This window comes from Caldimonas brevitalea (assembly GCF_001017435.1).
In the GTDB taxonomy this organism is placed as follows: domain Bacteria; phylum Pseudomonadota; class Gammaproteobacteria; order Burkholderiales; family Burkholderiaceae_C; genus Caldimonas; species Caldimonas brevitalea.
The window spans coordinates 5,631,903-5,652,615 of the sequence record NZ_CP011371.1 but is presented as its reverse complement, the minus strand read 5'-3'; the positions used below and the strand labels follow the sequence as shown (position 1 = coordinate 5,652,615).

18 protein-coding genes are annotated in these 20,713 nt (G+C 68.1%); 6 read left to right on the top strand and 12 right to left on the bottom strand.

What is annotated here, in order from left to right:
- Positions 1–84 precede the first annotated feature (84 nt).
- Together AAW51_RS23990 and AAW51_RS23985 are read right to left on the bottom strand one after the other, a co-directional pair.
- Complete coding sequence (locus tag AAW51_RS23990) at positions 85–1,197, bottom strand: anhydro-N-acetylmuramic acid kinase (protein WP_047196638.1); 1,113 nt, start codon at positions 1,195–1,197, stop codon at positions 85–87.
- Between the two features lie 123 nt (positions 1,198–1,320).
- Positions 1,321–2,697 (bottom strand): M23 family metallopeptidase, encoded by a 1,377-nt coding sequence (locus tag AAW51_RS23985; RefSeq protein ID WP_047196637.1) that lies wholly within the window; start codon positions 2,695–2,697, stop codon positions 1,321–1,323.
- A 290-nt stretch (positions 2,698–2,987) separates the two neighbouring features.
- On the opposite strand from AAW51_RS23985, the gene tyrS reads away from it, so the two are divergent.
- From tyrS to dtd, 3 genes are all read left to right on the top strand, one after another.
- The gene (gene tyrS / locus AAW51_RS23980) at positions 2,988–4,166 is read left to right on the top strand and encodes a tyrosine--tRNA ligase (protein ID WP_417903581.1); all 1,179 of its coding nucleotides are present in this window, start codon (positions 2,988–2,990) and stop codon (positions 4,164–4,166) included.
- 112 nt (positions 4,167–4,278) lie between these two features.
- Positions 4,279–5,208, top strand: a complete 930-nt coding sequence (locus AAW51_RS23975; RefSeq protein WP_047196635.1) for a cation diffusion facilitator family transporter — start codon at positions 4,279–4,281, stop codon at positions 5,206–5,208.
- A gap of 5 nt (positions 5,209–5,213) precedes the next feature.
- A complete protein-coding gene (dtd, locus tag AAW51_RS23970) occupies positions 5,214–5,660 on the top strand; it encodes a D-aminoacyl-tRNA deacylase (RefSeq protein WP_047196634.1) in 447 nt (148 codons plus the stop codon).
- A gap of 95 nt (positions 5,661–5,755) precedes the next feature.
- Here the strand turns inward: dtd and AAW51_RS23965 are convergent, their stop codons facing one another.
- The 9 genes from AAW51_RS23965 to AAW51_RS23925 form a co-directional block, all read right to left on the bottom strand.
- Complete coding sequence (locus AAW51_RS23965; protein WP_047196633.1) at positions 5,756–6,730, bottom strand: tripartite tricarboxylate transporter substrate binding protein BugD; 975 nt, start codon at positions 6,728–6,730, stop codon at positions 5,756–5,758.
- Positions 6,731–6,881: 151 nt separating this feature from the next.
- Positions 6,882–8,189, bottom strand: coding sequence for a phenylacetate--CoA ligase family protein (locus tag AAW51_RS23960; protein WP_047196632.1), 1,308 nt, complete (start codon positions 8,187–8,189; stop codon positions 6,882–6,884).
- 40 nt (positions 8,190–8,229) lie between these two features.
- Positions 8,230–8,517, bottom strand: coding sequence for a hypothetical protein (locus tag AAW51_RS23955; RefSeq protein WP_047196631.1), 288 nt, complete (start codon positions 8,515–8,517; stop codon positions 8,230–8,232).
- Between the two features lie 33 nt (positions 8,518–8,550).
- Positions 8,551–9,393 (bottom strand): ABC transporter ATP-binding protein, encoded by an 843-nt coding sequence (locus AAW51_RS23950; RefSeq protein ID WP_047196630.1) that lies wholly within the window; start codon positions 9,391–9,393, stop codon positions 8,551–8,553.
- 4 nt (positions 9,394–9,397) lie between these two features.
- Positions 9,398–10,723, bottom strand: a complete 1,326-nt coding sequence (locus tag AAW51_RS23945; RefSeq protein ID WP_047196629.1) for an ABC transporter substrate-binding protein — start codon at positions 10,721–10,723, stop codon at positions 9,398–9,400.
- Positions 10,724–10,776: 53 nt separating this feature from the next.
- A complete protein-coding gene (locus tag AAW51_RS23940) occupies positions 10,777–11,841 on the bottom strand; it encodes a branched-chain amino acid ABC transporter permease (protein WP_047196628.1) in 1,065 nt (354 codons plus the stop codon).
- A 12-nt stretch (positions 11,842–11,853) separates the two neighbouring features.
- The gene (locus AAW51_RS23935) at positions 11,854–12,783 is read right to left on the bottom strand and encodes a branched-chain amino acid ABC transporter permease (RefSeq protein ID WP_047196627.1); all 930 of its coding nucleotides are present in this window, start codon (positions 12,781–12,783) and stop codon (positions 11,854–11,856) included.
- Positions 12,784–12,822: 39 nt separating this feature from the next.
- Entirely contained in the window at positions 12,823–13,704 is an 882-nt protein-coding gene (locus AAW51_RS23930; RefSeq protein WP_238947682.1) for an ABC transporter ATP-binding protein, read from the bottom strand.
- A gap of 61 nt (positions 13,705–13,765) precedes the next feature.
- A complete protein-coding gene (locus AAW51_RS23925; protein WP_047196626.1) occupies positions 13,766–15,712 on the bottom strand; it encodes an AMP-dependent synthetase/ligase in 1,947 nt (648 codons plus the stop codon).
- Positions 15,713–15,872: 160 nt separating this feature from the next.
- Here AAW51_RS23925 and AAW51_RS23920 point away from each other — a divergent pair, with 160 nt between their 5' ends.
- Both AAW51_RS23920 and AAW51_RS23915 read left to right on the top strand, forming a co-directional pair.
- A complete protein-coding gene (locus AAW51_RS23920; protein WP_047196625.1) occupies positions 15,873–16,592 on the top strand; it encodes a Crp/Fnr family transcriptional regulator in 720 nt (239 codons plus the stop codon).
- 128 nt (positions 16,593–16,720) lie between these two features.
- The gene (locus AAW51_RS23915; RefSeq protein WP_053013874.1) at positions 16,721–18,583 is read left to right on the top strand and encodes a M48 family metallopeptidase; all 1,863 of its coding nucleotides are present in this window, start codon (positions 16,721–16,723) and stop codon (positions 18,581–18,583) included.
- Between the two features lie 17 nt (positions 18,584–18,600).
- On the opposite strand, the gene AAW51_RS23910 is transcribed toward AAW51_RS23915, so the two are convergent.
- The gene (locus tag AAW51_RS23910) at positions 18,601–19,515 is read right to left on the bottom strand and encodes a 5'-nucleotidase (RefSeq protein ID WP_047196624.1); all 915 of its coding nucleotides are present in this window, start codon (positions 19,513–19,515) and stop codon (positions 18,601–18,603) included.
- Positions 19,516–19,683: 168 nt separating this feature from the next.
- Between AAW51_RS23910 and AAW51_RS23905 the strand changes: the two genes are divergently transcribed.
- Complete coding sequence (locus AAW51_RS23905) at positions 19,684–20,622, top strand: hypothetical protein (protein ID WP_047196623.1); 939 nt, start codon at positions 19,684–19,686, stop codon at positions 20,620–20,622.
- Positions 20,623–20,713 lie beyond the last annotated feature (91 nt).

The following is a 20,713-nucleotide window of genomic DNA, read 5'->3' as shown; positions in this document are numbered from 1 at the left end:
GCTCGCCGTTGCACCCACCGTCCAGCCGCCTTCGGGCGGCTTTGTTGTTTTCGGGCGACAGTTCGCGAGCCACCGGCGACAAGTTCAGGCAGCGAACCAGCCGCCCAGGACCCGGGGCCCCTGGGCGCCGGTGACGCTCGGCAGGTTGCCGGGCGCCTCCAACACCCTTTGGCGCGCCAACCAGGCGAAGGCGGCCGCCTCGACCTGCAGCGGGGGGAGGCCGCGCTGCCCGCTGTCGATGACCTCGGTGCCGGGCAGCAGCGCGGCGAGCCGGCCCATCAGCTGGGTGTTGTAGGCGCCGCCGCCGCAGACGATCAGCGTCGAGGCGGCCGCCTGGAGCATGCGCAGGTGCTGGGCTGCGGCGCTGGCGGTGAATTCGCACAGCGTGGCCTGCACGTCTTCCGGTCGCAGCGTCGTGTCGCTCAGGCGGGCATCGAGCCAGCCGGGGTTGAACAGATCGCGCCCGGTGCTCTTGGGCGGCGCGCTGGCCAACCAGGGTTCGGCGAGCAAGGACGAGAGCAGCTCGGGCAGCACCCGCCCCTGGGCGGCCCAGGCGCCCTCGGCGTCGTAAGGCCGGCCCAGGTGGCGCTGGCACCACAAGTCCATCAAGGCGTTGCCGGGGCCGCAGTCGAAGCCGAGGGCGTCGCGCCCGGGGGCGAGCAAGGTGAGGTTGGCGATGCCGCCGACGTTGAGCACCGCCACTTCATGGTCAGGGTCGGCGAACACGGCCTGGTGAAAGGCGGGCGCGAGCGGGGCGCCATGGCCGCCGGCGGCGACGTCGCGGCTGCGGAAATCGCTCACGATGGCGATGCCGGTCAGCTCGGCCAGCAGCGACGGGTTGTGCAGCTGCAGCGTGTAGCCGGTCCCGTCGAACTCCAGCGGCCGATGCCGCACAGTCTGCCCGTGGGCGCCGATGGCAACCACCTGCGAGCGGTCGGCGCCCGCCTGCTCCAGCAAGGCCAGGCTGACCTGCGCGTATTCGCGCGCCAGGCGGTTGGCGGCCAGTGCCGCACGGTGCAATTCGTTGTCGCCGGGGCTGTTCAGGGCCATCAGCTCCTGGCGCAACGGCTCGTCGAACGGGCGGGCCACATGGTGCAGCACGCGCAGTGCGCCGCCGGCGCTGTCGAAATCGGCCAGCACGCCGTCGACGCCGTCGAGCGAGGTGCCGGACATCAGACCGATGTAGAGCGGTGTCATATCAGGGCATTGTGCCGGGGCTGACGTGAAAAAGCCCGCCAGGGGCGGGCTTGGGGCAGAGGACCGCGGTATGGGGGGCGACACGTTCCGGCGGCGACGCCGCGAACCGCCCCGGTGCCGCCGTCACTCGGCGCTGGCCACCGTCGTGCTCGCGCTCGCGGCTGCCAGCTGCGTTTTCATCGCTGCGGCCTGGGCCAGGAACTTGGGGCGCGCCGTGGGCGAAATCGTCACGGCTTCGGACGCTCGGGCCACTTGCAGCGGGTCGACCTGCGCGCCACCCTGGCGGAATTCGAAGTGCAAATGCGGCCCGGTGGCCCAGCCGGTCGCGCCAACCGCACCGATGTACTGGCCTTGCTCGACCCGTTGGCCCTTGCGAACGCTGACCCGGCTCAAGTGCGCATAGACCGTGACGCGCTCGCCCGCATGCTTGATGTAGACCACGTTGCCGTAGCCGTTCTGCACCCCGGCGAACTCGACCACCCCTTCGCCGACCGTGCGCACGGCCGTGCCGGTGGGCGCGCCGTAGTCGACGCCCAGATGACGGCGCCAGGTCTTGAGCACCGGATGGAAGCGCATCGCGAAACCCGACGTGACGCGCGAGAACTCCATCGGCGACGCCAAAAAGGCCCGGCGCATGCTCTGGCCTTTGAAATCGAAATAAGCGCCCTTGTGGCCCGGCTCCTGGTACCACACGGCCTCGTGCTGCTTGCCTTTGTTCTCGAACTGCGCCGCCAGCACACGCCCTGCTGCCTGGTTCCAGGTGATCGGCTCGCCGTCGGCCTCCAGCGCCTCGTACAGCACGGTGAACCGGTCACCGCGGCGCAGGTCGACGCCGAAATCGATCTCATTCGCGAAGATTTCGGCCAGCTGGCTCGCGACGGTGTCGGGCAAACGGGCTTCGTCGGTGGCGGCGAACAAGGTGGTGCGGATGGTGCCGCTGCCGAGCCGGACCTGCGAATTCAGCGGCGCCTGCTCGACCTTGGCGCGGAAACCCACCGGGTCGCGCGTGATCGTGAGGCGGTTGAAATGGGTGTTGTAGCGGCCGGCGTCTTCAACCGGGTAGCGCGCGATCAACTGGCGCAACTCGCCCATGTCGCCGGTGACGACCTGGACCATCTTGCCCGACCGGCCGGCCAACAGCTTGCGCCCGACAATGTCGTTGCGCAGGAAGGCAGCGGCCTCGGCGTCGGTGACATTGAGCCGGCTCAGCAGCGAGTCGACGGTGTCGCTGCTGCGGGTCAGGTCGCTGCGGGTCAGCTCGAGCAGGTACTCGCCGAGCGCTTCGACCTGCGCGTCGAGTTCGGCCGGCTGCACCTCTTCGGCGATCAGGCGCTGGGGCATCTTCGACACGTCCGGCGCGGTCAGCGGCGCCACACCGAAGGCGGTGATGCCGGTCCCGAGCAGCAGGGTGACGACGGCCGCGGCGATGCCCTTGTGGTGGCGGTGCGACCAACCGGTGGCGCGACCGAAGCCACGCTCAAAAGTCTCCAACGCTTTCAATTTGATCAGTCTTTTTTGAAGCGGCCGTGCGGGTCGTGAACCCGGCGCCAGCGCACCCACAGTGTCAATCGATCCCGGCCGGGGAGGGCAGCCACGAGGCCGTCCTCTAAAATGCCGGGGCACCAAAAACTGGGGGCTGAAACCGCGGCACAGTATAGCAACGCGCTTTTTTGTCCCCTACTGCCTACAACCGTATGCCTTCTAATCCTGTTACCTCGGTCGCCACTCCTAACGCCGGAGCGTCGACCCCTGTCACCAGATTCCCGATCAACGACAAAGTTCGGGCGGCGATGACAGTTTCTTTACGGGGTTGCGACGAATTGCTGCCCCAGGAGGAATGGATCACGAAGCTGGCGAGGTCAGAAGCAACGGGCGTGCCACTGCGCATCAAACTCGGTCTCGACCCGACCGCTCCTGACATCCATATCGGCCATACCGTGGTGCTGAACAAGATGCGCCAGCTGCAGGACCTGGGGCATACGGTGATATTTCTCATCGGCGACTTCACGTCCACCATCGGCGACCCCTCGGGCCGCAACACCACCCGCCCGCCGCTGACGCCCGAGCAGATCAAGGCCAACGCCGAGACTTACTACCGCCAGGCGAGCCTGGTGCTCGACCCGGACCGCACCGAGATTCGCTACAACTCCGAATGGAGCGACCCGCTGGGCGCGCGCGGCCTGATCCAGCTGGCGGCCAAATACACCGTCGCCCGCATGATGGAACGCGACGATTTCACGAAGCGCTACAAGGCCGGCACGCCGATTTCCGTGCACGAGTTCCTCTATCCGCTGATGCAGGGCTACGACTCGGTGGCGCTGAAGAGCGATCTCGAGCTCGGCGGCACCGACCAGAAGTTCAACCTGCTGATGGGGCGCCATCTGCAGCAGGAGTACGGCCAGGAGCCGCAGTGCATCCTCACCATGCCGCTGCTCGAGGGCCTGGACGGCGTCGAGAAGATGTCCAAGTCCAAGGGCAATTACGTCGGCATCAGCGAGGCGCCGAACGAGATGTTTGGCAAGCTGATGAGCATCTCCGACGATTTGATGTGGCGCTATTTCACGCTGTTGAGCTTCCGTCCGGAAGACGAGATCGAACGCCTGAAAGCCGAATGCCAGGCCGGCCGCAACCCGCGCGATGCGAAGGTGATGCTGGCCCAGGAGATCGTCGCGCGCTTCCACGACACGCGGGCGGCCGAGGAGGCGCTGGTCGACTTCAACAACCGGGCCAAGGGCGGCATCCCCGACGACATCCCCGAGGTGACGCTCAGCGGCGCGCCGCTGGGCATCGGCGCCTTGCTCAAGCAGGCCGGGCTGGTCCCGTCGTCGAGCGAAGCGATGCGGATGATCGAGCAGGGCGGCGTGAAAATCGACGGCGCCACCGTCAGCGACAAGGCGCTGAAGTTGGCTGCGGGCAGTTTTGTGGTGCAGGTCGGCAAGCGCAAATTCGCGCGGGTCACGCTGGGCTGACCGGGCCCCGGCCGATGGACGACAGCGCCAACGCCGGCCGGCACTCGTGGGCGGCGGCGCGATCGGCGCTGCCGTCAGCGGCTGGCCGACGCTTTGCCCACCCCTACGCCCCATGTCGGTCACGGCCTATCTGAAACTGTCGATCGCCGCGGCGATCGCGACCATCGCGTTGAAGACCGGCGCCTGGTGGCTGACCGACTCGGTCGGCCTGCTGTCGGACGCGATGGAGTCCTTCGTCAACCTCGCGGCGGCCGTGTTCGCGCTGGCCATGGTGACCATCGCCCGCGCCCCGGCCGATCTCGACCACCATTTCGGCCACAGCAAGGCCGAATACTTTTCGAGCGGTTTCGAAGGGCTGCTGATCTTCGGCGCCTCGCTGGCCATCATCTGGGCCGCCGTGCAGCGCCTGATCACGCCGCAACCGCTGGGCGACCTGGGGCTGGGCGTGACGCTGTCGCTGCTCAGCTCGGTGATCAACGGCGTGGTGGCCTGGCTGCTGCTGCGGGCCGCCCGCAGCTACGACTCGATCGCGCTCGAGGCCGACGGCCGGCACCTGATGACCGACGTCTGGACCTCGGTGGGCGTCGTGCTCGGCCTGTTGCTGGTGCCGGTCACCGGCGCGCTGTGGCTCGACCCGCTGCTGGCCATCGCCGTGGCCCTCAACATCGCCCGCGAAGCCTGGAGCTTGATGCGCCGCTCGATCGACGGCCTGATGGACCGGGCCCTCAGCGACGAGGACCAGGCGCGCATCCAGGCCGCGCTGGCCACGCTGGCGACGCCCGAGGTGCGGTTCGACGACATGCGCACGCGCCGCGCCGGCGGCGCCAAGTTCTGCCAGCTGCACATGCACGTGCCCGGCGCCTGGCGGCTCGACGCGGCGGCGCGCCGGCGCGAAGACGTCGAGCGGGCCCTGATGCAGTGCGTGCGCGGGCTGAAGGTGACCATCGAACTGCTGCCCACCCATGTCGAACCGCTGGGCCAGCAGGGCGAGCGTCAGGGTACCGAACCAGGAGCGCGGCCGGTGCCGCAACAGAAGGGCTGAAGACGATGCTGGCGGTGATACAGCGCGTGACGCGGGCGCAGGTGGTGATCGACGCCGAGGTGGTCGGCTCGATCGAGCAAGGCCTGCTGGTGCTGGTGTGCGCCGAGCGCGGCGACACCACGGTGCAGGCCGACCGGCTGGTCGACAAGCTGCTGAAGCTGCGCGTGTTCAGCGACGAGGCCGGCAAGATGAACCGCAGCGTGCGCGACGCGGCCGGCGGGCTGCTGATCGTCTCGCAGTTCACCCTCGCGGCCGACGTCTCGGGCGGCAATCGACCGAGCTTCACCCAGGCCGCGCCGCCCGACGAGGGCCGCCGGCTCTACGAGCACGTGGTGGCCCAGGCCCGCGCGCAGCATCCGCGGGTCGCGACCGGCTCGTTCGGCGCCGACATGCAGGTGCACCTCGTCAACGACGGGCCGGTGACGATCCCGCTGCGCATCGCGCCGGGGTGATGGGCCGCCCCTCGGCCCTCAAAAACAAAGCCGCCCGGATGGGCGGCTGTTTGCGATAGGTCCGGGGCTGCCATCGGCCGCCCCGGCGGGCTCACTCAGTCGGCGTACTGACCGGCGGCCTTGATGATCGGGCCCCACTTGTTGATCTCGGCCTCGACAAACTTCTTGTGCTCGGCCGGGTTGACGCGCCCGTCGGTGACGAGCACCGCGCCCAGCGCTTCCTGGCGCTTGATGAACTCGGGGTCTTTCAGCGCCGCCTTCAGGGCCGCGTTCAGCTTGTCGAGCACCGGCTTGGGCGTGCCCTTGGGCGCATACAGGCCGTGCCAGATCGAGACCTGGAAGTTCTTCAGGCCCGACTCGTCGAGCGTGGGCAGGTTCTTGAGCGCCGGGGTGGTCAGACGCTTGGGTGTCGTCACCGCGTAGGCCTTGACCTTGCCGCCTTCGATCTGCGCGGTGGTGTTGGTGCTCTGGTCGCACATCAGGTCGACCTGGCCGCCGATCAGATCGGTCATGGCCGGGCCGGTGCCCTTGTACGGCACCGTCACCATGTCGATCTTCACGGTCGACATGTAGATCAGGCCGCACAGGTGCGAGGCCGAACCGAGGCCGGCGTTGGCCAGGTTGATCTTGCCCTTGTTGTCCTGGATCCACTTGTTCAGCTCGGCGTAGTTGTTCGCCGGCAGTGTCGGACGGGCGATCAACATCATCGGCACTTCGTTGACCAGGCCCAGGTACTCGAAGTCCTCCAGCGTCTTGTACTGCAGGTTGCGGTAGAGCGAGGGGGCGGTGGCCATCGCGATGTGGGCCAGCAGCAGCGTGTAGCCGTCGTTGGCCGCCTTGGCGACCTTGGTCTGCCCCAGCGTGCCGCCGGCGCCGCCGACGTTCTCGATGATGATCTGGCCCCCCAGCGGCTTGCGCATCGCCTCGGCGAGGTCGCGCGCCACCTTGTCGGTGGGGCCGCCGGCCGCGAACGGGACGACGAAGGTGACCGGCTTGGCGGGGTAGTCTTGGGCGAGCGCACCGGTGGTGGTGAGTGCCGCGGCCGCAGCCGCCATCAGGAAGCGTTTCATGGAGGGGTCTCCGGGTTGCGGTGTTCAGAACGCCCGAATGCTAGGCCGGGGCCTGCGATTCCGCATCACGGAAACTACGTAAAAAAGTGTCGCAAGCGCCCTGCACAGGCGCTGCCGCCGGCAGCGAGCGCCTCCCTGCGCCGCAACCCCCTCAATCCTGACGCCGCAGGTCCTCGATCACCTTGCCGTCGTTGGGCAAGGTGCCCGGCGCCAGCAGCTCCACCTCACCGCGCAGCTTGGTCAGGTCGCGCAGGCTCTCGGTCAGCCGCTCGGCCAACCCCGCGGGGGCGGCGCCGGCGTCGGGCGTCAGTTCGACGCGCAGGCTCAGCTGGTCTTGCGCGGGCGACCCGCTGACCACCAGGCGGGCGCGCCGCACCTCCGGGTGGCGCCGCACGATGTCGGCCACCTGGGTCGGCGTCACGAACATGCCGCGCACCTTGGTCGACTGGTCGGCGCGTCCGAGCCAACCGCGCAGGCGGATGTTGGTGCGCCCACTGGGACAGCGCCCCGGCAGCAGCGCCGACAGGTCGCCGGTCGCGAAGCGGATCAACGGATGGTCGGGGTTGAGGGTGGTGACCACCACCTCGCCGACGTCGCCCTCGGGCACCGGCTCCCCGGTGCCCGGCCGCACGATCTCGACGATCACCTGTTCGTCGACCACCAGCCCGGCACGGGCGGCGGTCTCGTAGGCGATCAATCCGAGTTCGGCCGTGGCATAACACTGGTAGGCCTCGATGCCGCTTTCCGCGAAGGCCTGCCGCAGCGACGGCGGGCACGCTTCGCCCGAGACCAGCGCCTTGCACAGGCTGGCCGGCAGCGTCTGCTGTTGTTCTGCCGCCTTGTCGAGCACGATCTTCAAAAAGCCGGGGGTGCCGGCATAGGCATCGGGGTGCAGGTCGTGCATGGCCTGCAGCTGCAGTTCGGTGTTGCCGACGCCGCCCGGGAACACGGTGCAGCCGAGCGCGCGGGCGCCGCTGTCCATCATCGCCCCGGCCGGCGTGAGGTGGTAGCTGAAGCTGTTGTGCACCAGATCGCCGGCCCGCACGCCGGCGGCCCACAAGGCCCGCGCCATGCGCCAATAGTCAGGCCCCGGCCCTTCCGGCTCGTAGAGCGGCCCGGGCGACTGGTAGACCTTGACCGCTCCGCCGGCCCCTTGCCGGCGCCGCCAGCCGATCGCGCTGTGGCCCCCGAACACATCGTGCTCGCGCTGTTGCTGCTGCCGTTGCCGCTCCATCAGGTCGGCCTTGCGGGTCAGCGGCAAGCGGGCCAGCGCGGCGCGTGACACGACGGCGCTCGCGTCGACCTCCCGCAACAGCTCGGCATACGCCGCGGTGGTGCGTTGCGCATGGGCCACCTGCGCGGCCAGCGCTTGCATCAGCGTGGCTTCACGTTCGGCCGGGTCGCGGGTTTCGAGCCGGTCGTAGGGGGCGTCGCGGTGCGAGCGGTCGGCAATGTCCATCAGCGGGCCTCCTGCCGGGGTGGGGGCGGGTGCAGCCCGGTCATTCGTCGCCCCAACGTTCGACCCGGCGCTTGACCTCGTCGACGAACTGGCGCACCTGCGCCGCGGTCGTCAAGGCGCGGGTCTCCCAGTCGGGGGAGCGGGCCGGGCGCTTGGCGAGCTTGGCGCTCAACACGGCGCCGTCGAGCGCCAGCTCGATGACCCGCTGCCCCTGGAAGTCGAAGCCCTCGCCGCGCTCGGCCAACGGCCGCGTCTCGCGCAGGCTGCGCTTGAGCTGCACCAGCGCCTCGGCTGGCTTGAAGGGCGGGGGGGTGAAAAAATCGTCCATGCGCACTCCTTGCAGGTCACGCGGCCGGCGGCATCAGGCCAGCCAACGCTTGCGGCGCCGGTAGCTCTTGACGTCGCGAAAGCTGCGGCGGTCGCCGCCGCCCATGCCGAGGTAGAACTCCTTGACGTCCTCGTTCTCGGCCAGCGCCTTCGCTTCGCCCTCCATCACCACGCGCCCGTTCTCGAGGATGTAGCCATGGTCGGCATAACGCAAGGCCATCGCCGTGTTCTGTTCGGCCAACAGGAAGGTGACACCTTCGCGCGTGTTGAGGTCGCGCACGATGCCGAACACCTCGTCGACGATCTGCGGCGCCAGCCCCATCGACGGCTCGTCGAGCAGCACCATCTTCGGGTTGGCCATCAACGCGCGGCCGATCGCGCACATCTGCTGCTCGCCGCCCGAGGTGTAGGCGGCCTGCGACTGCCGGCGCGCCTTCAAGCGTGGGAAATATTGATAGACCTTCTCGAGCGTCTCGGCGATCGCGGCCTTGCCGTCGCGGCGGGTGTAGGCGCCGGTCAGCAGGTTGTCCTCGATGCTCAGATGCGCGAAACAGTGGCGGCCTTCCATCACCTGCACCACACCGCGGTGCACCAGCTGGGCCGGGCTCAAGGCTTCGATGCGCTCGCCGCGCAGCTCGATCGACCCCTTGGTGACCTCCCCCCGCTCGCCGCCCAGCAGATTGCTGACCGCGCGCAAGGTGGTCGTCTTGCCGGCACCGTTGCCGCCCAGCAGCGCGACGATGCGGCCTTCGGGCACCTGCAGCGACACGCCCTTGAGCACCAGGATCACATGGTGGTAGATCACCTCGATGCCATTGACGTTCAACAGACTCGGCGGCGGCTTTGCCGCGGTCAGGTTGCGATCGTCGAGCTGCATGGCGTCAGGACTGGCAGTCGGCCGGAGGACGCCGCTCGAGCTTCTTCTCGGCGGCATAACGGTCGGCGGCGCTCTTGACCATCGGCTTCAGGATCTGCTCGTCGGCCTGGTACCAGTCGGAGCTGAAGCTCCACTTCTTGCCGTCCCAGCTGTGCACCCGCACCCAGCTCGAGCCCATGTGGTCGACGCAAGAGGTGCTGACCGGTCGCATCACGCCAGCAAAGCCGAGGGCGTCCAGCTTGGCCTGGTCGAGCGAAAGATTCTCCAGGCCCCAGCGCACCTGCTCGGCGGTCATCACCTTGCCTTTGCCGAAGCGCTCCTGCGCGCGCTTGACCCCCTCGACGCCCAGCATCGCCGACAGCATGCCGCGCATGTAGAGCACCGTGCCCACCTCTTCCCGGGGGCCGGTGCCCTGGCCCTTGGCGTGAACCAAGTTCAGGATGTTTTGTACCACCTTGGCATCGGGGTGCACGCCGTGCTGCATGGCCGCGGCGCTGTAGCCGCGCGCGCCTTCGCCGACGTCCTTGACGTCCGGCTCGGCGCCGGCCCACCACACGCCGTACATCTTCTCGCGCGGGTAGCCGGTGGCCTGGGCCTCCTTCAGCGCGGTCGAGTTCATCACGCCCCAACCCCACAGCAACACATAGTCGGGCCGGGCCTGGCGCACTTGCAGCCAGGTCGATTTCTGTTCGACGCCGGGGGCGGTCACCGGCAGCATCTGCAGCTCGAAGCCGTGCATCTTGGCGCGCTCCTGCAGCAGCGGGATGGGCTCCTTGCCGAAGGGCGAGTCGTGGTAGACCAGGGCGATCTTCTTGCCGCGCAGCTTGTTCAGCCCGCCTTCCTTCTTGCCGATGTGCTGCACCAGCACGTCGGCATTGACCCAGTAGGTGCCCAGCAGCGGGAAGTTCCATTTGAAGACACCACCGTCGGCCGACTCCGAGCGCCCGTAGCCGGCGGTGATCAAGGGCACCTTGTCCTGCGGCGCCTTTTCGGTCAGCGCGAAGGTGATGCCGGTGGACAACGGCTGGAACAGCGTGGCCCCCTTGCCCTTCAGTCGCTCATAACATTCGACACCACGGTCGGTCGCATAGCCCGTCTCGCACTCCTCGTAGGTGAGCTTGACGCCGTTCAAGCCGCCTTGCGCGTTCACCAGCTTCAGGTAGTCGAGATAGCCGTTGGCCCAGGGCACGCCGTTGGGCGCATAGGCGCCGGTGCGGTAGACCAGCACCGGGAAGAACTGCTCCTTGGCCTGTGCCCACACGGCGGGCGCGAGGACGCTGCTGCAAACGGCGGCGGTCAGCGTGGCGAGGACGAGCGGCTTCAATCTCATACGCATACTCCTGGGTCGAAAGAAAGGGCGAAACGGCGCGGCGTGCCGTGAGGTCAATGCGGGAAGGGCCACAGCCGCAGCTTTTCTTTCGCGGTCGACCACAGCCGCGCTAGGCCGTGCGGCTCGACCACGAGGAAGAAGACGATCAGCGCGCCGAAGATCATCGATTCGAGATGCGATGCGGTGGCGGTCGACAGCGGCAAACCGAACCAACCCGGCACCTGGTTGAGCAGGATGGGCAGCACGACGATGAAGGCCGCGCCGAAAAAGCTGCCCATGATCGAACCCAGCCCGCCGATGATGACCATGAACAGCAGCTGGAACGAGCGGTCGATGCCGAAGGCCGCCGGCTCCCAGGCGCCGAGGTGGATGAAACCCCACAGCCCGCCCGCCACGCCGACCAGGAAGGAGCTGACCGCGAATGCGGTGAGCTTGGCGTAGACGGGCCGGATGCCGATCACGGCGGCCGCCACGTCCATGTCGCGGATCGCCATCCATTCGCGCCCGATCGCGCCGCGCACCAGGTTCTTCGCCAGCAGGGCGAACACCAGCACGGTGATCAGACAGAAGTAGTACTTTTGCGCCGGCGTCTCCAGCGGCAACCCGGCCACCTGCAGCCCCGACACGCTGACCGAGCCCGACGCCGAGTCGTGCGTGAACCAGCGGATGCGCAAGAAGGCCCAGTCGACGAAAAACTGGGCCGCCAGCGTCGCGACGGCGAGGTAGAGCCCGCGGATGCGCAGCGACGGGATGCCGAACAGCACGCCGACGCCGGTGGCGCACAGGCCGCCGAGCAGCAGCGAAACGACCAGCGGCAGCCCTTCGACGCGGACATGGAAGTTGTAGGCCGCATAGGCGCCCACCGCCATGAAGGCACCGGTGCCCAGCGAGATCTGCCCGCAATAGCCGACCAGGATGTTGAGCCCCAGGGCGGCCAGCGACAGGATCAAAAAGGGGATCAGGATGGCGCGGAAGGTGTATTCCGGTGCCAGCCCGGGCACGACGACAAAGGCCACGGCCAGCAGCAGGCCGACCGCGATGCGGTCCTGGCGGATCGGGAAGATCTGCTGGTCGGCCCGGTAGCTGGTCTTGAACTGGCCGTTTTCTCGGTAGAGCACGTGTGACCCTCCTCAGACCCGGTCGATGATCTTTTCGCCGAACAGCCCTTGCGGGCGCACCAGCAGGAACAGCAGCGCCAGCACATAGGCGAACCAGATCTCGATGCCGCCGCCGAGCAACGGCCCCAGATAGACCTCCGACAGCTTCTCGCCGACACCGATCAGCAGGCCACCGACGATGGCGCCGGGCACCGAGGTCAGCCCGCCGAGGATCACCACCGGCAGTGCCTTGAGCGCCACCATCGAGAGCGAGAACTGGACGCCCAGCTTGGAGCCCCAGATGATGCCGGCCACCAGTGCGACAAAACCGGCCACCGACCAGACGATGACCCAGATGCGCGACAGCGGGATGCCGATCGACTGCGCCGCCTGGTGGTCGTCGGCCACCGCGCGCAGCGCCCGCCCGGTCGACGTCTTTTGGAAGAACAAGGCCAGCAGCGCCACCAGCGCGGCCGCCACCAGCGCCGCGATCAGGTCTTCCTGGCTGAGCAGGATGCCGCCCTCGAAGGTCTGCTCGGCGACGATCAGCGGGTCCTTGGGCATGCCGACATCGATCTTGTAGATGTCGGAGCCGAACAGGGTCTGGCCGAACCCGTCGAGGAAATAGGTGATGCCCAGTGTCGCCATCAGCAAGGTGATGCCGTCCTGGTTGACGAGCCGGCCCAGCACCAGCTTCTCGATCAGCCAGGCCACCGCCACCATCACCGCCATGGTCGTGACAAAGGCGAGCAGGTTGGCGAGCAGCTTGCTGTCGAAGCCCAGCCAGCGCGGCCACCACTCGGCAAAACGCGCCATGGCCAGCGCGGCGAACAGCACCATCGCGCCTTGCGCGAAGTTGAAGACGCCGGAGGCCTTGAAGATCAGCACGAAGCCGAGCGCGATCAGCGCGTACAGCATGCCGGCCATCAGGCCGCCGAACAGCGTCTCGAGGAAAAATCCCATCGCGCCGATGCCTTTCTTCTGTGGGGGGTGTGCCCGGGGTCAGCCTGCCGTGCCGAGGTAGGCGCGGATCACGTCTTCATTGCCGCGCACCTCGTCGGGCGGGCCGTCGCCGATCTTGCGTCCGTAGTCGAGCACCACCACCCGGTCGCTGATGTCCATCACCACCCCCATGTCGTGTTCGATCAGCACCAGCGTCGTGCCGAACTCGTCGTTGACGTCGAGGATGAAGCGGCACATGTCCTGCTTTTCCTCGAGGTTCATGCCGGCCATCGGCTCGTCGAGCAGCAGCAGCTGGGGTTCCATCGCCAGCGCGCGGCCGAGGTCGACGCGCTTTTGCAGCCCATAGGGCAGCCGGCCCACCGGTGTCTTGCGCCAGGGCTGGATCTCGAGGAAGTCGATGATGCGTTCCACCACCTCGCGGTGGGCGATCTCCTCGCGCTCGGCGGCGCCGAAACGCAGCGCCTGCTGGAACAAATTGGCCTTCATCTTCAGGTTGCGCCCCGTCATCAGGTTGTCGAGCACGCTCATGCCCTTGAACAAGGCCAGGTTCTGGAAGGTGCGGGCGACACCCATTTCGGCCACCTGCCGCGGGTTCATGTGCCGGAAGGTCTGGCCGCGCAGCCGGATGGTGCCCTGCTGCGGCGTGTACACGCCGTTGATGCAGTTGAGCAGCGAACTCTTGCCGGCGCCGTTCGGGCCGATGATGGCGCGCACCTCGTGCTCGCGCACGTCGAAGCTGATGTCGGTGAGCGCCTTGACACCGCCGAAGGCGAGCGAGACGTTCTGCACGTCGAGGATGACGTCGCCCGCGGACCGGCGGGCGGGCGCCGCGCTTGGGACGCGATCGGCAGCCGAGGCGCTCCCGGATCGAGGCTGCTCGGCGTCAGGCGACGGCATGCGCGAAACGACGGCGACCGTCATGACGTGGCCTCCGTGCTGCGCACTGCTGCGGTGCCAGCGCCTGCGGACAGCCGATTTGTACTCATGCCGCCCTCCTGACCGCCGGATAGACCGGCACGTCGATCAACGCCAGCTCGGCCGACACCATGCCGCGGCGGCCGTCCTCGAAGGTCACCTGGGTCTCGATGTACTGCGACGTGTGCCCGGCATACAGCGCATCGACCAGCACCCGGTATTTGTCGGCGATGTGGCCGCGCCGGACCTTGCGGGTGCGGGTCAGTTCGCCGTCGTCGGCGTCGAGTTCCTTGTGCAGCACCAGGCAGCGGGCCACCTGGCTGCCGGCCAGCTGGTCGTCGCCGGCCAGGTCGGCATTGACCTGGGCCACGCAGTCGCGCAGCAGCGCCTGGACCTCGGGCTTCTGTGCCAGGTCGGTGTAGCCGGCGTAGGGCAGGTTGCGGCGCTCGGCCCAGTGGCCGACGGCCTCGAAGTCGATGTTGAGAAAGGCGCAAACGCGGTCGCGCCCGTCGCCGAAGGCCACCGCTTCCTTGATGTAGGGGAAGAACTTCAGCTTGTTCTCGACGTACTTGGGCGCAAACAGCGCGCCGTCGTGGGCGCCGCCGCGCAAGCGGCCGACGTCCTTGGCCCGGTCGATGATCTTCAAATGGCCGGCGCTGTCGAGAAAGCCGGCATCGCCGGTGCGGTACCAGCCGTCGGGGGTCTTCACCTCGGCGCTCGCCTCCGGGTTCTTGTAGTACTCCTTCAACAAGCCGGGCGATCGGATCAGGATCTCGCCGCTCGGCTCGACCTTCAGCTCGACCCCCTCGATCGGCACGCCCACCGTGTCGGCCCGCGCCTGGTGGTCGGGCTGCAGGCAGACGAACACGGCGGTCTCGGTGGAGCCATACAGCTGCTTGAGGTTGATGCCGATCGAGCGGTAGAAGGTGAACAGGTCGGGACCGATGGCTTCACCGGCGGTGTAGGCCACCCGGATGCGGCTGAAGCCGAGCGTGTTGCGCAACGGACCATAGACCAGCAAGTCGCCGAGCCTGTAGCGCAGGCGGTCGAGCGCCGGCAGTGGTTGGCCGTCGAGCCGGGCCGGGCCGATGCGGCGCGCCCAGCGCATGCAGCGGTCGAACAGCCAGCGCTTGAGCCGCCCGGCGTCTTCCATGCGGATCATCACGCTGGTCAGCAGCCCCTCGAACACGCGTGGCGGCGCGAAGTAATAGGTCGGGCCGATCTCCTTCAGATCGATCGCGACGGTCGCGCTCGACTCGGGGCAGTTGACCACGTAGCCGCAGGCGAGCCACTGCGCATAGCTGAAGCAGTTCTGGCCGATCCAGGCGGGGGGCAGGTAGGCCAGCACCTCTTCGGCCTCGGTCAGGTGGTCGAACCGGGCGCCGGCCTGGGCCCGGTCGAGCAGCGCCCGGTGCGTGTGGACCACCCCCTTGGGATGCCCGGTGGTGCCGGAGGTGAAGAACATCGCCGCGGTGTCGTCGGGCTGCCCGCGTTCGACCTCCTGCCAGAAGAACTGCGGGTCTTGTGCATCGTGCGCACGGCCCCGTTCCACCAGCGCATCGACACTGTCGAGACCGGGTTCACGGTAGTGGCGCAGCCCGCGCGCGTCGTCGAACCAGATCTGCTGCAGCAGCGGGCACTGCGGGCGCATCTCCAGCAGCTTGTCGACCTGCTCCTGGTCTTCGACGACGGCAAAGCGCACTTCGGCATTCGACAAGGGGTAGACCAGTTCGGCTGCCGTGGCGTCCTGGTAGAGCGGCACCGGGATGGCGCCGAGCGACTGCGCCGCGAGCATCGCCGCATACAGCCGCGGCCGGTTCTCGCCGATCACCACCACATGCTCGCCGCGCCGCACCCCGGCGTCGGCCAAGCCACAGGCCAAGTGCCGCACCAGCTGCGCGAGTTGCGCCCAGCCGAGCGTCTGCCAGATGCCGTATTCCTTCTCCCGCAGGGCTGGGCTCGTGGGGCGCCGGGCGGCGTGCTCCAGCAGCAGACGGGGAAAGGTCGTCGACACCGGCAATCTCCTTGAAGGGCCCCGAGTGTCACCCGCGGGCCCGGGTGTGTGGCGCTGTCTGCCGCGATGCTAGGGAGAAGTTTGACGTCAGGTTGTCGTTGTGACGACAATCCTAGGGTCCGCCCCCAGGGGAATTACCCGAGTGCGTGACCCCAACGTCATGGCCGAAGCCGCAGCAGCCCCTTTGCATCGTCGCGTTCGTGCCGCCACGCCGGTCGAACTGCAGGGCATCGCCTGGCTGCAGGTGCTGGACGACAGCGACCGTGAACAGATCGCATCGCAGCTGCGGGTCGCCGAAGCCGAGCCGGGCGAATTGCTGTGCCGCATCGGCCGCGCGCCGACCTACTGGTTCGGCGTGCTCGCCGGTCTGTTGAAGATGAACAACGACGCGTCGACGGGGGCGATGGTGACCTTCACCGGCATCCCGCCCGGCGCCTGGTTCGGCGAGGGCACGCTGCTCAAGCGTGAGCCGTATCGCTACAACGTGCAGGCGCTGCGCAAGAGTGTCGTGGCGGGGCTGCCCATCGACAGCTTCCAGCGCCTGCTCGACCACAGCATCCCGTTCAACCGTTTTGTGATGCGCCAGCTCAACGAACGCCTGGGGCAGTTCATCGCGGCGCGCGAGATCGACCGCCTGAATGACCCCGACGTGCGCGTCGCGCGCAGCCTGGCGTCGTTGTTTCATCCGGTGCTGTATCCCGGCGTCGGCACGATGCTGCGCATCACGCAACAGGAGCTGGGCATGCTGGTGGGGCTGTCGCGGCAACGGGTCAACGAGGCCCTGCACACGCTGCAACGCCGCGCGCTGATCCGCATCGAATACGGCGGTGTGCGGGTGCTCGATCTGGAAGGGCTGCAACGCCAAGTCTTCCACAGTTGAAAGGCAGACCGCCTCCGTATACTGCAGCGTCAAGGCCCTGGGTCATGTAACAGGGCTGGCGTCTAGAGGGGACGCCCTGGGCTCCAACCGCACCCGCGCGCCCTGCGCCGCGGGAAGAAAGCCGCCCGATGCAACATGTCGATTTCATGCACCTTGTGCGTCTGAGTGAGCAGGCGTGCGAGAGCGATGCCCGGGCCTACCGACGCAGCGTCTGGTGGTTCGCGGCGCTGGGGTATGCGGCCGTGATCGCGATTGGCCTGGCCGCCCTGGCGTCCTTGCTGGCGCTCGGCTGGGCCTGGCGCCAGCGTGGCTTCAGCGGCTGGATGGTGTGGCCGGGGCTGGCCGCCGCGGCCCTGTTGCTGGCCTGCACGCGGGCGCTGTTGATCCGGTTCGAAGCCCCTGAAGGGTTCCGCGTCGAGCCTGCCGATGCGCCGCGCTTGTTCGACGCCCTCGAACGCATGCGGCGACGCGTCAAGGGCCCGCCGATCGACGTGGTGCTCATCGTGCCCGAGTTCAACGCCGCCGCGGTGCACCAACCGCGCTGGGGCTTGTGGGGGCACACCAACTACTTGCTGATCGGCTGGCCGATGTTGTGCTCGCTGGAGCCGCGGCGTTTGCTCACGGTGATCGCCCACGAGTACGGCCATTTGCGCGGCGAGCACGGCAAGTTCTCGGCCTGGGTCTACCGCACCCGCAGCGCCTGGGCCCGCATCCAGGAACGTTACCAACACGACGACAGCCCGCTGTCATGGCTGTTCAGCCGCTTCTTCGCGTGGTACTTCCCGCGTTTTTATGCACGCACCTTCGCGATGGCGCGGCAGGACGAGTACGAGGCCGACCGCATCGCGGCCGAGCTGTGCAGTGCCGAAGTGGTGGGCCAGGCCTACAACGAGATCCAGGTCAAGGCGCGCTGGTACGACGAAGAGTACTGGCTCGCGGTGTGGCGCCGTGCCGCCCTGCAGGACAAGCCCGAGCCTCTGCCCCACGCGGAGATGCAGGCCGCGTTGCTGCAGCCGCCACCGCCGGCTTTCGCGCAGGAGGCGCTGCGCCTGGCGCTGCAGCGCTTGCCCACCTACGACGACACCCACCCGGTGCCACGCGACCGCCTCGCCGCGCTGGGCCAGAAACCGCAGCTGCCCGACTGGTCGCAGCACAACGCCGTGTCGTGGCTCGGTGCCGCTGCAGCGCGCGCGGCGCGGCATTTCGACACCCTCTGGTGGCAGGAGATGCGGCGCGACTGGGCCCGCCACCATGAGCACCTGCGGCGCTGCAAGCAGCGCATCGACACGCTGAAGGCCCGCACGGCCCAGCTCGATGCCGACGGCTGGCTCGAATGGGCCGAGTGTTTCGAAGCGCTCAGCGGCGCCGACAGCAGCGCCTTCTACGAACGCGCACTGCGCTGTGAGCCCTCCCACCCCGAGGCGATGCGCGGCCTGGCCGCGCGCCGCGCACAAGGCGCCGACCCCGGTGCGTTGGATCTGCTCGAACGGCTGCAGGCCGAGCATGTGCAGCATGGCTATGCCGCCTGCTCGATGGCGCTCGAACTGCTGGATCGTGTGCAGCATGCCGGGCACGACGTGACCGCCAAGACACGGCGTGCTTGGCGTGAACGCCTCGAACGCTTCGAAACCCTCGAGGCACAGGCCTGGCAGGCCTTCTCGTCGGCGCACCCGTGTGAACATGCCGTCGCGCCGCGCCTGAAGGACAGCGAGCGCAAGCTGCTGACCGAAGCCTTGATCCGCACCCGCGAGGTCGAGGCCGGCTGGGTCTGCGGCAAGCAGGTGGGCGTGATGCCGGGGCGCGCCTATCTGGTGCTGTTCGTGCGGCTCAAGCGGCTCGACGAAGCCCGCGCCAACGCGGTCGTGCGGCGCTTGATGCAGCTGCCCGCGTTCGCCGGCCTGCTGCAGGTCACCGTGGTCGACCTGCATGTGCGCGAACGTCAGATGATCGAGGCCGGGGCCCAGCCGCTGTATCAGCGTGCCGCCCGCTGAGCCGGGACGCGGCGCCCTCAGCCGGTGCCGAGGTTGATCACGCCGGCGGCCACGTGGCCGGCCGGCACGTGGGCGGCCGCGTTCTCGATGTGGCGCATCTGATCGTCGAAGAAGAAGTCGGGCTCGAACTCGCGCAGGAACTCGCCCTTGGGCAGGCCCCCGAGGAACAGCGCCTCGTCGACCTCGATCTTCCAGTTCATCAGCGTGCGGATCGCGCGTTCGTGTGCCGGCGCACTGCGCGCGGTGACGAGGGCGGTGCGCACCCGCATGGTCGGGCTGCCGCTGCTTTGCAAACGGTGCAGCGCTTCGAGCAGCGGCTTGAACGGGCCGGCCGGCAGCGGGAATTCGGCGCGGCTGCTTTCGTGCTGCTGGAAGGCGTCGAGGCCGCCCGACTGGAAGATCTGTTCGGCTTCGTCAGAGAACAGCACCGCATCGCCGTCGAAGGCGATGCGCACTTCGTGCGGGTGGGCGTCGGAGGCGCGGGCCGAGAGCGGGTAGACGCGGGCGGCCGGAAAGCCCACCTCTAGCGCGGAGCGCACGTCGAGCTCGTTGACCGACAGGAACAGGTTGGCGTTCAGCGGGCGCAGGTAGCGGTAGGGCGGCTGGCCGCGGGTGAACACGCCGCGCTGGATCGGCAGGCCGTAGTGTTGCGCCGAGCGGAACACCCGCAGGCCCGAATAAGGGTCGTTGCGCGACAGGATCACCACTTCGACGCGCGGCTTGCCGTCAGCTGTCTGCTGGTTGAAGGCGAGCAGCTTGTGCACCAGCGAGAAGGCCACGCCCGGCTTGGCCGGCACGTCCAGGCGCTGCATCTGCAGCTGCATGTAGGCATGGTCGTCGGTGGCCTCGAACAGCTGGTTCTCTTCTTCGAAGTCGAACAAGGCACGCGAAGAGATGGCGACGACCAACTGGCCGGCAAGGGTGATGCTCATGGGCCGGGATGATAGTGGGGTGCGGAATGTCGAAAAAAGCACACGCCCGGGAGCGTCGTGAGGCTCTTGGGATAGTCCCGGGTCGGGGCCCTATGACATGATTCGCGCTGCGTACGCCCGGTGACAAGGGCAGGCGTCAACACGATATCAATGCAAGAGAGGGTCTCCATGTTTCGTAAGTCAATCCAGGCTTTGGTGTGCGGCGTCGCAATCGCCGGTTTGTCGGCGTGCGGCGGCGGCGGTGGTGGTGGTGGTGACGACAATGCCGGCCCGTCCGCGGCGACCGGCGACCTGACCAATACCAACTACGACGGCACCACCCGGTCGGGCGCGGCTGCCGTTTCCTCTAGCGTCAAGGGCCCCTCGGTGCTGACCCTGGCGGCCGGCGTCACCAACGCGGGCGGCGGCGGTGTCGATCTGTCGGTGCGTGGGGTGTCCCAGCTCATGCTGCAACGACTGAACCCGACGCGGTCCGCACAGGCTGCGGCAACAGAGAGCGGCTCGATCGCGTGCCCCTACGGCGGCTCGATGACGTTTACCGCGGACGTGTCGGGCGAAGAGCCGCGCCGCGGCGACAAGGTGACGTTCACTGCCAATGACTGCAAAAATGGTTTTGACGCGCCCGTCGTGAACGGCCGGGTCATCGCCACGGTCTTGGAGGCCACTGAGACAAAGCTGTCGATGCGAATGGCGTTTGAGGCCTTTGGGCCGGCGGGTGAAGCGCTGAATGGCTCGGTCACCTACACGGCTTCCGAGTCCAACGGCTCCGAGCGGATCGCCTTTACCTTCGAAGGCATGGCGGGGGCCGGCGCCGGAGCGGACGCGCGCATGTGGTACACGCTGGAGCTGAGCGAGGACGCCAGCACGGGCAAGCAGACCGTCAGTGCTAGCGGCTTCGTGGTGGTTGGCAGCGACGCCTACAAGCTGCAGCAAGACGCGGCATTCACCTTGTCTGGAGGGCGGCCAGTGTCCGGCAAGTTCCGCCTGATCGACAAGCAGGGCGACTACGTCGAACTGGTGGCGGGCACGACGGCCTATACCGCAACGTTCTATGCCGCCGGCAGCACCGCTCCGACTGCTGGCCCGATCAGCATCGCTTACAACTGATCGAGGCAGACGCCGAGGGAGAGGGCGGCAACGGCCGCCTCTCCTGTGGCGGGCCGCCAGGCTCGAAGGCCGGCGCGGCTCGGCTCCTGCA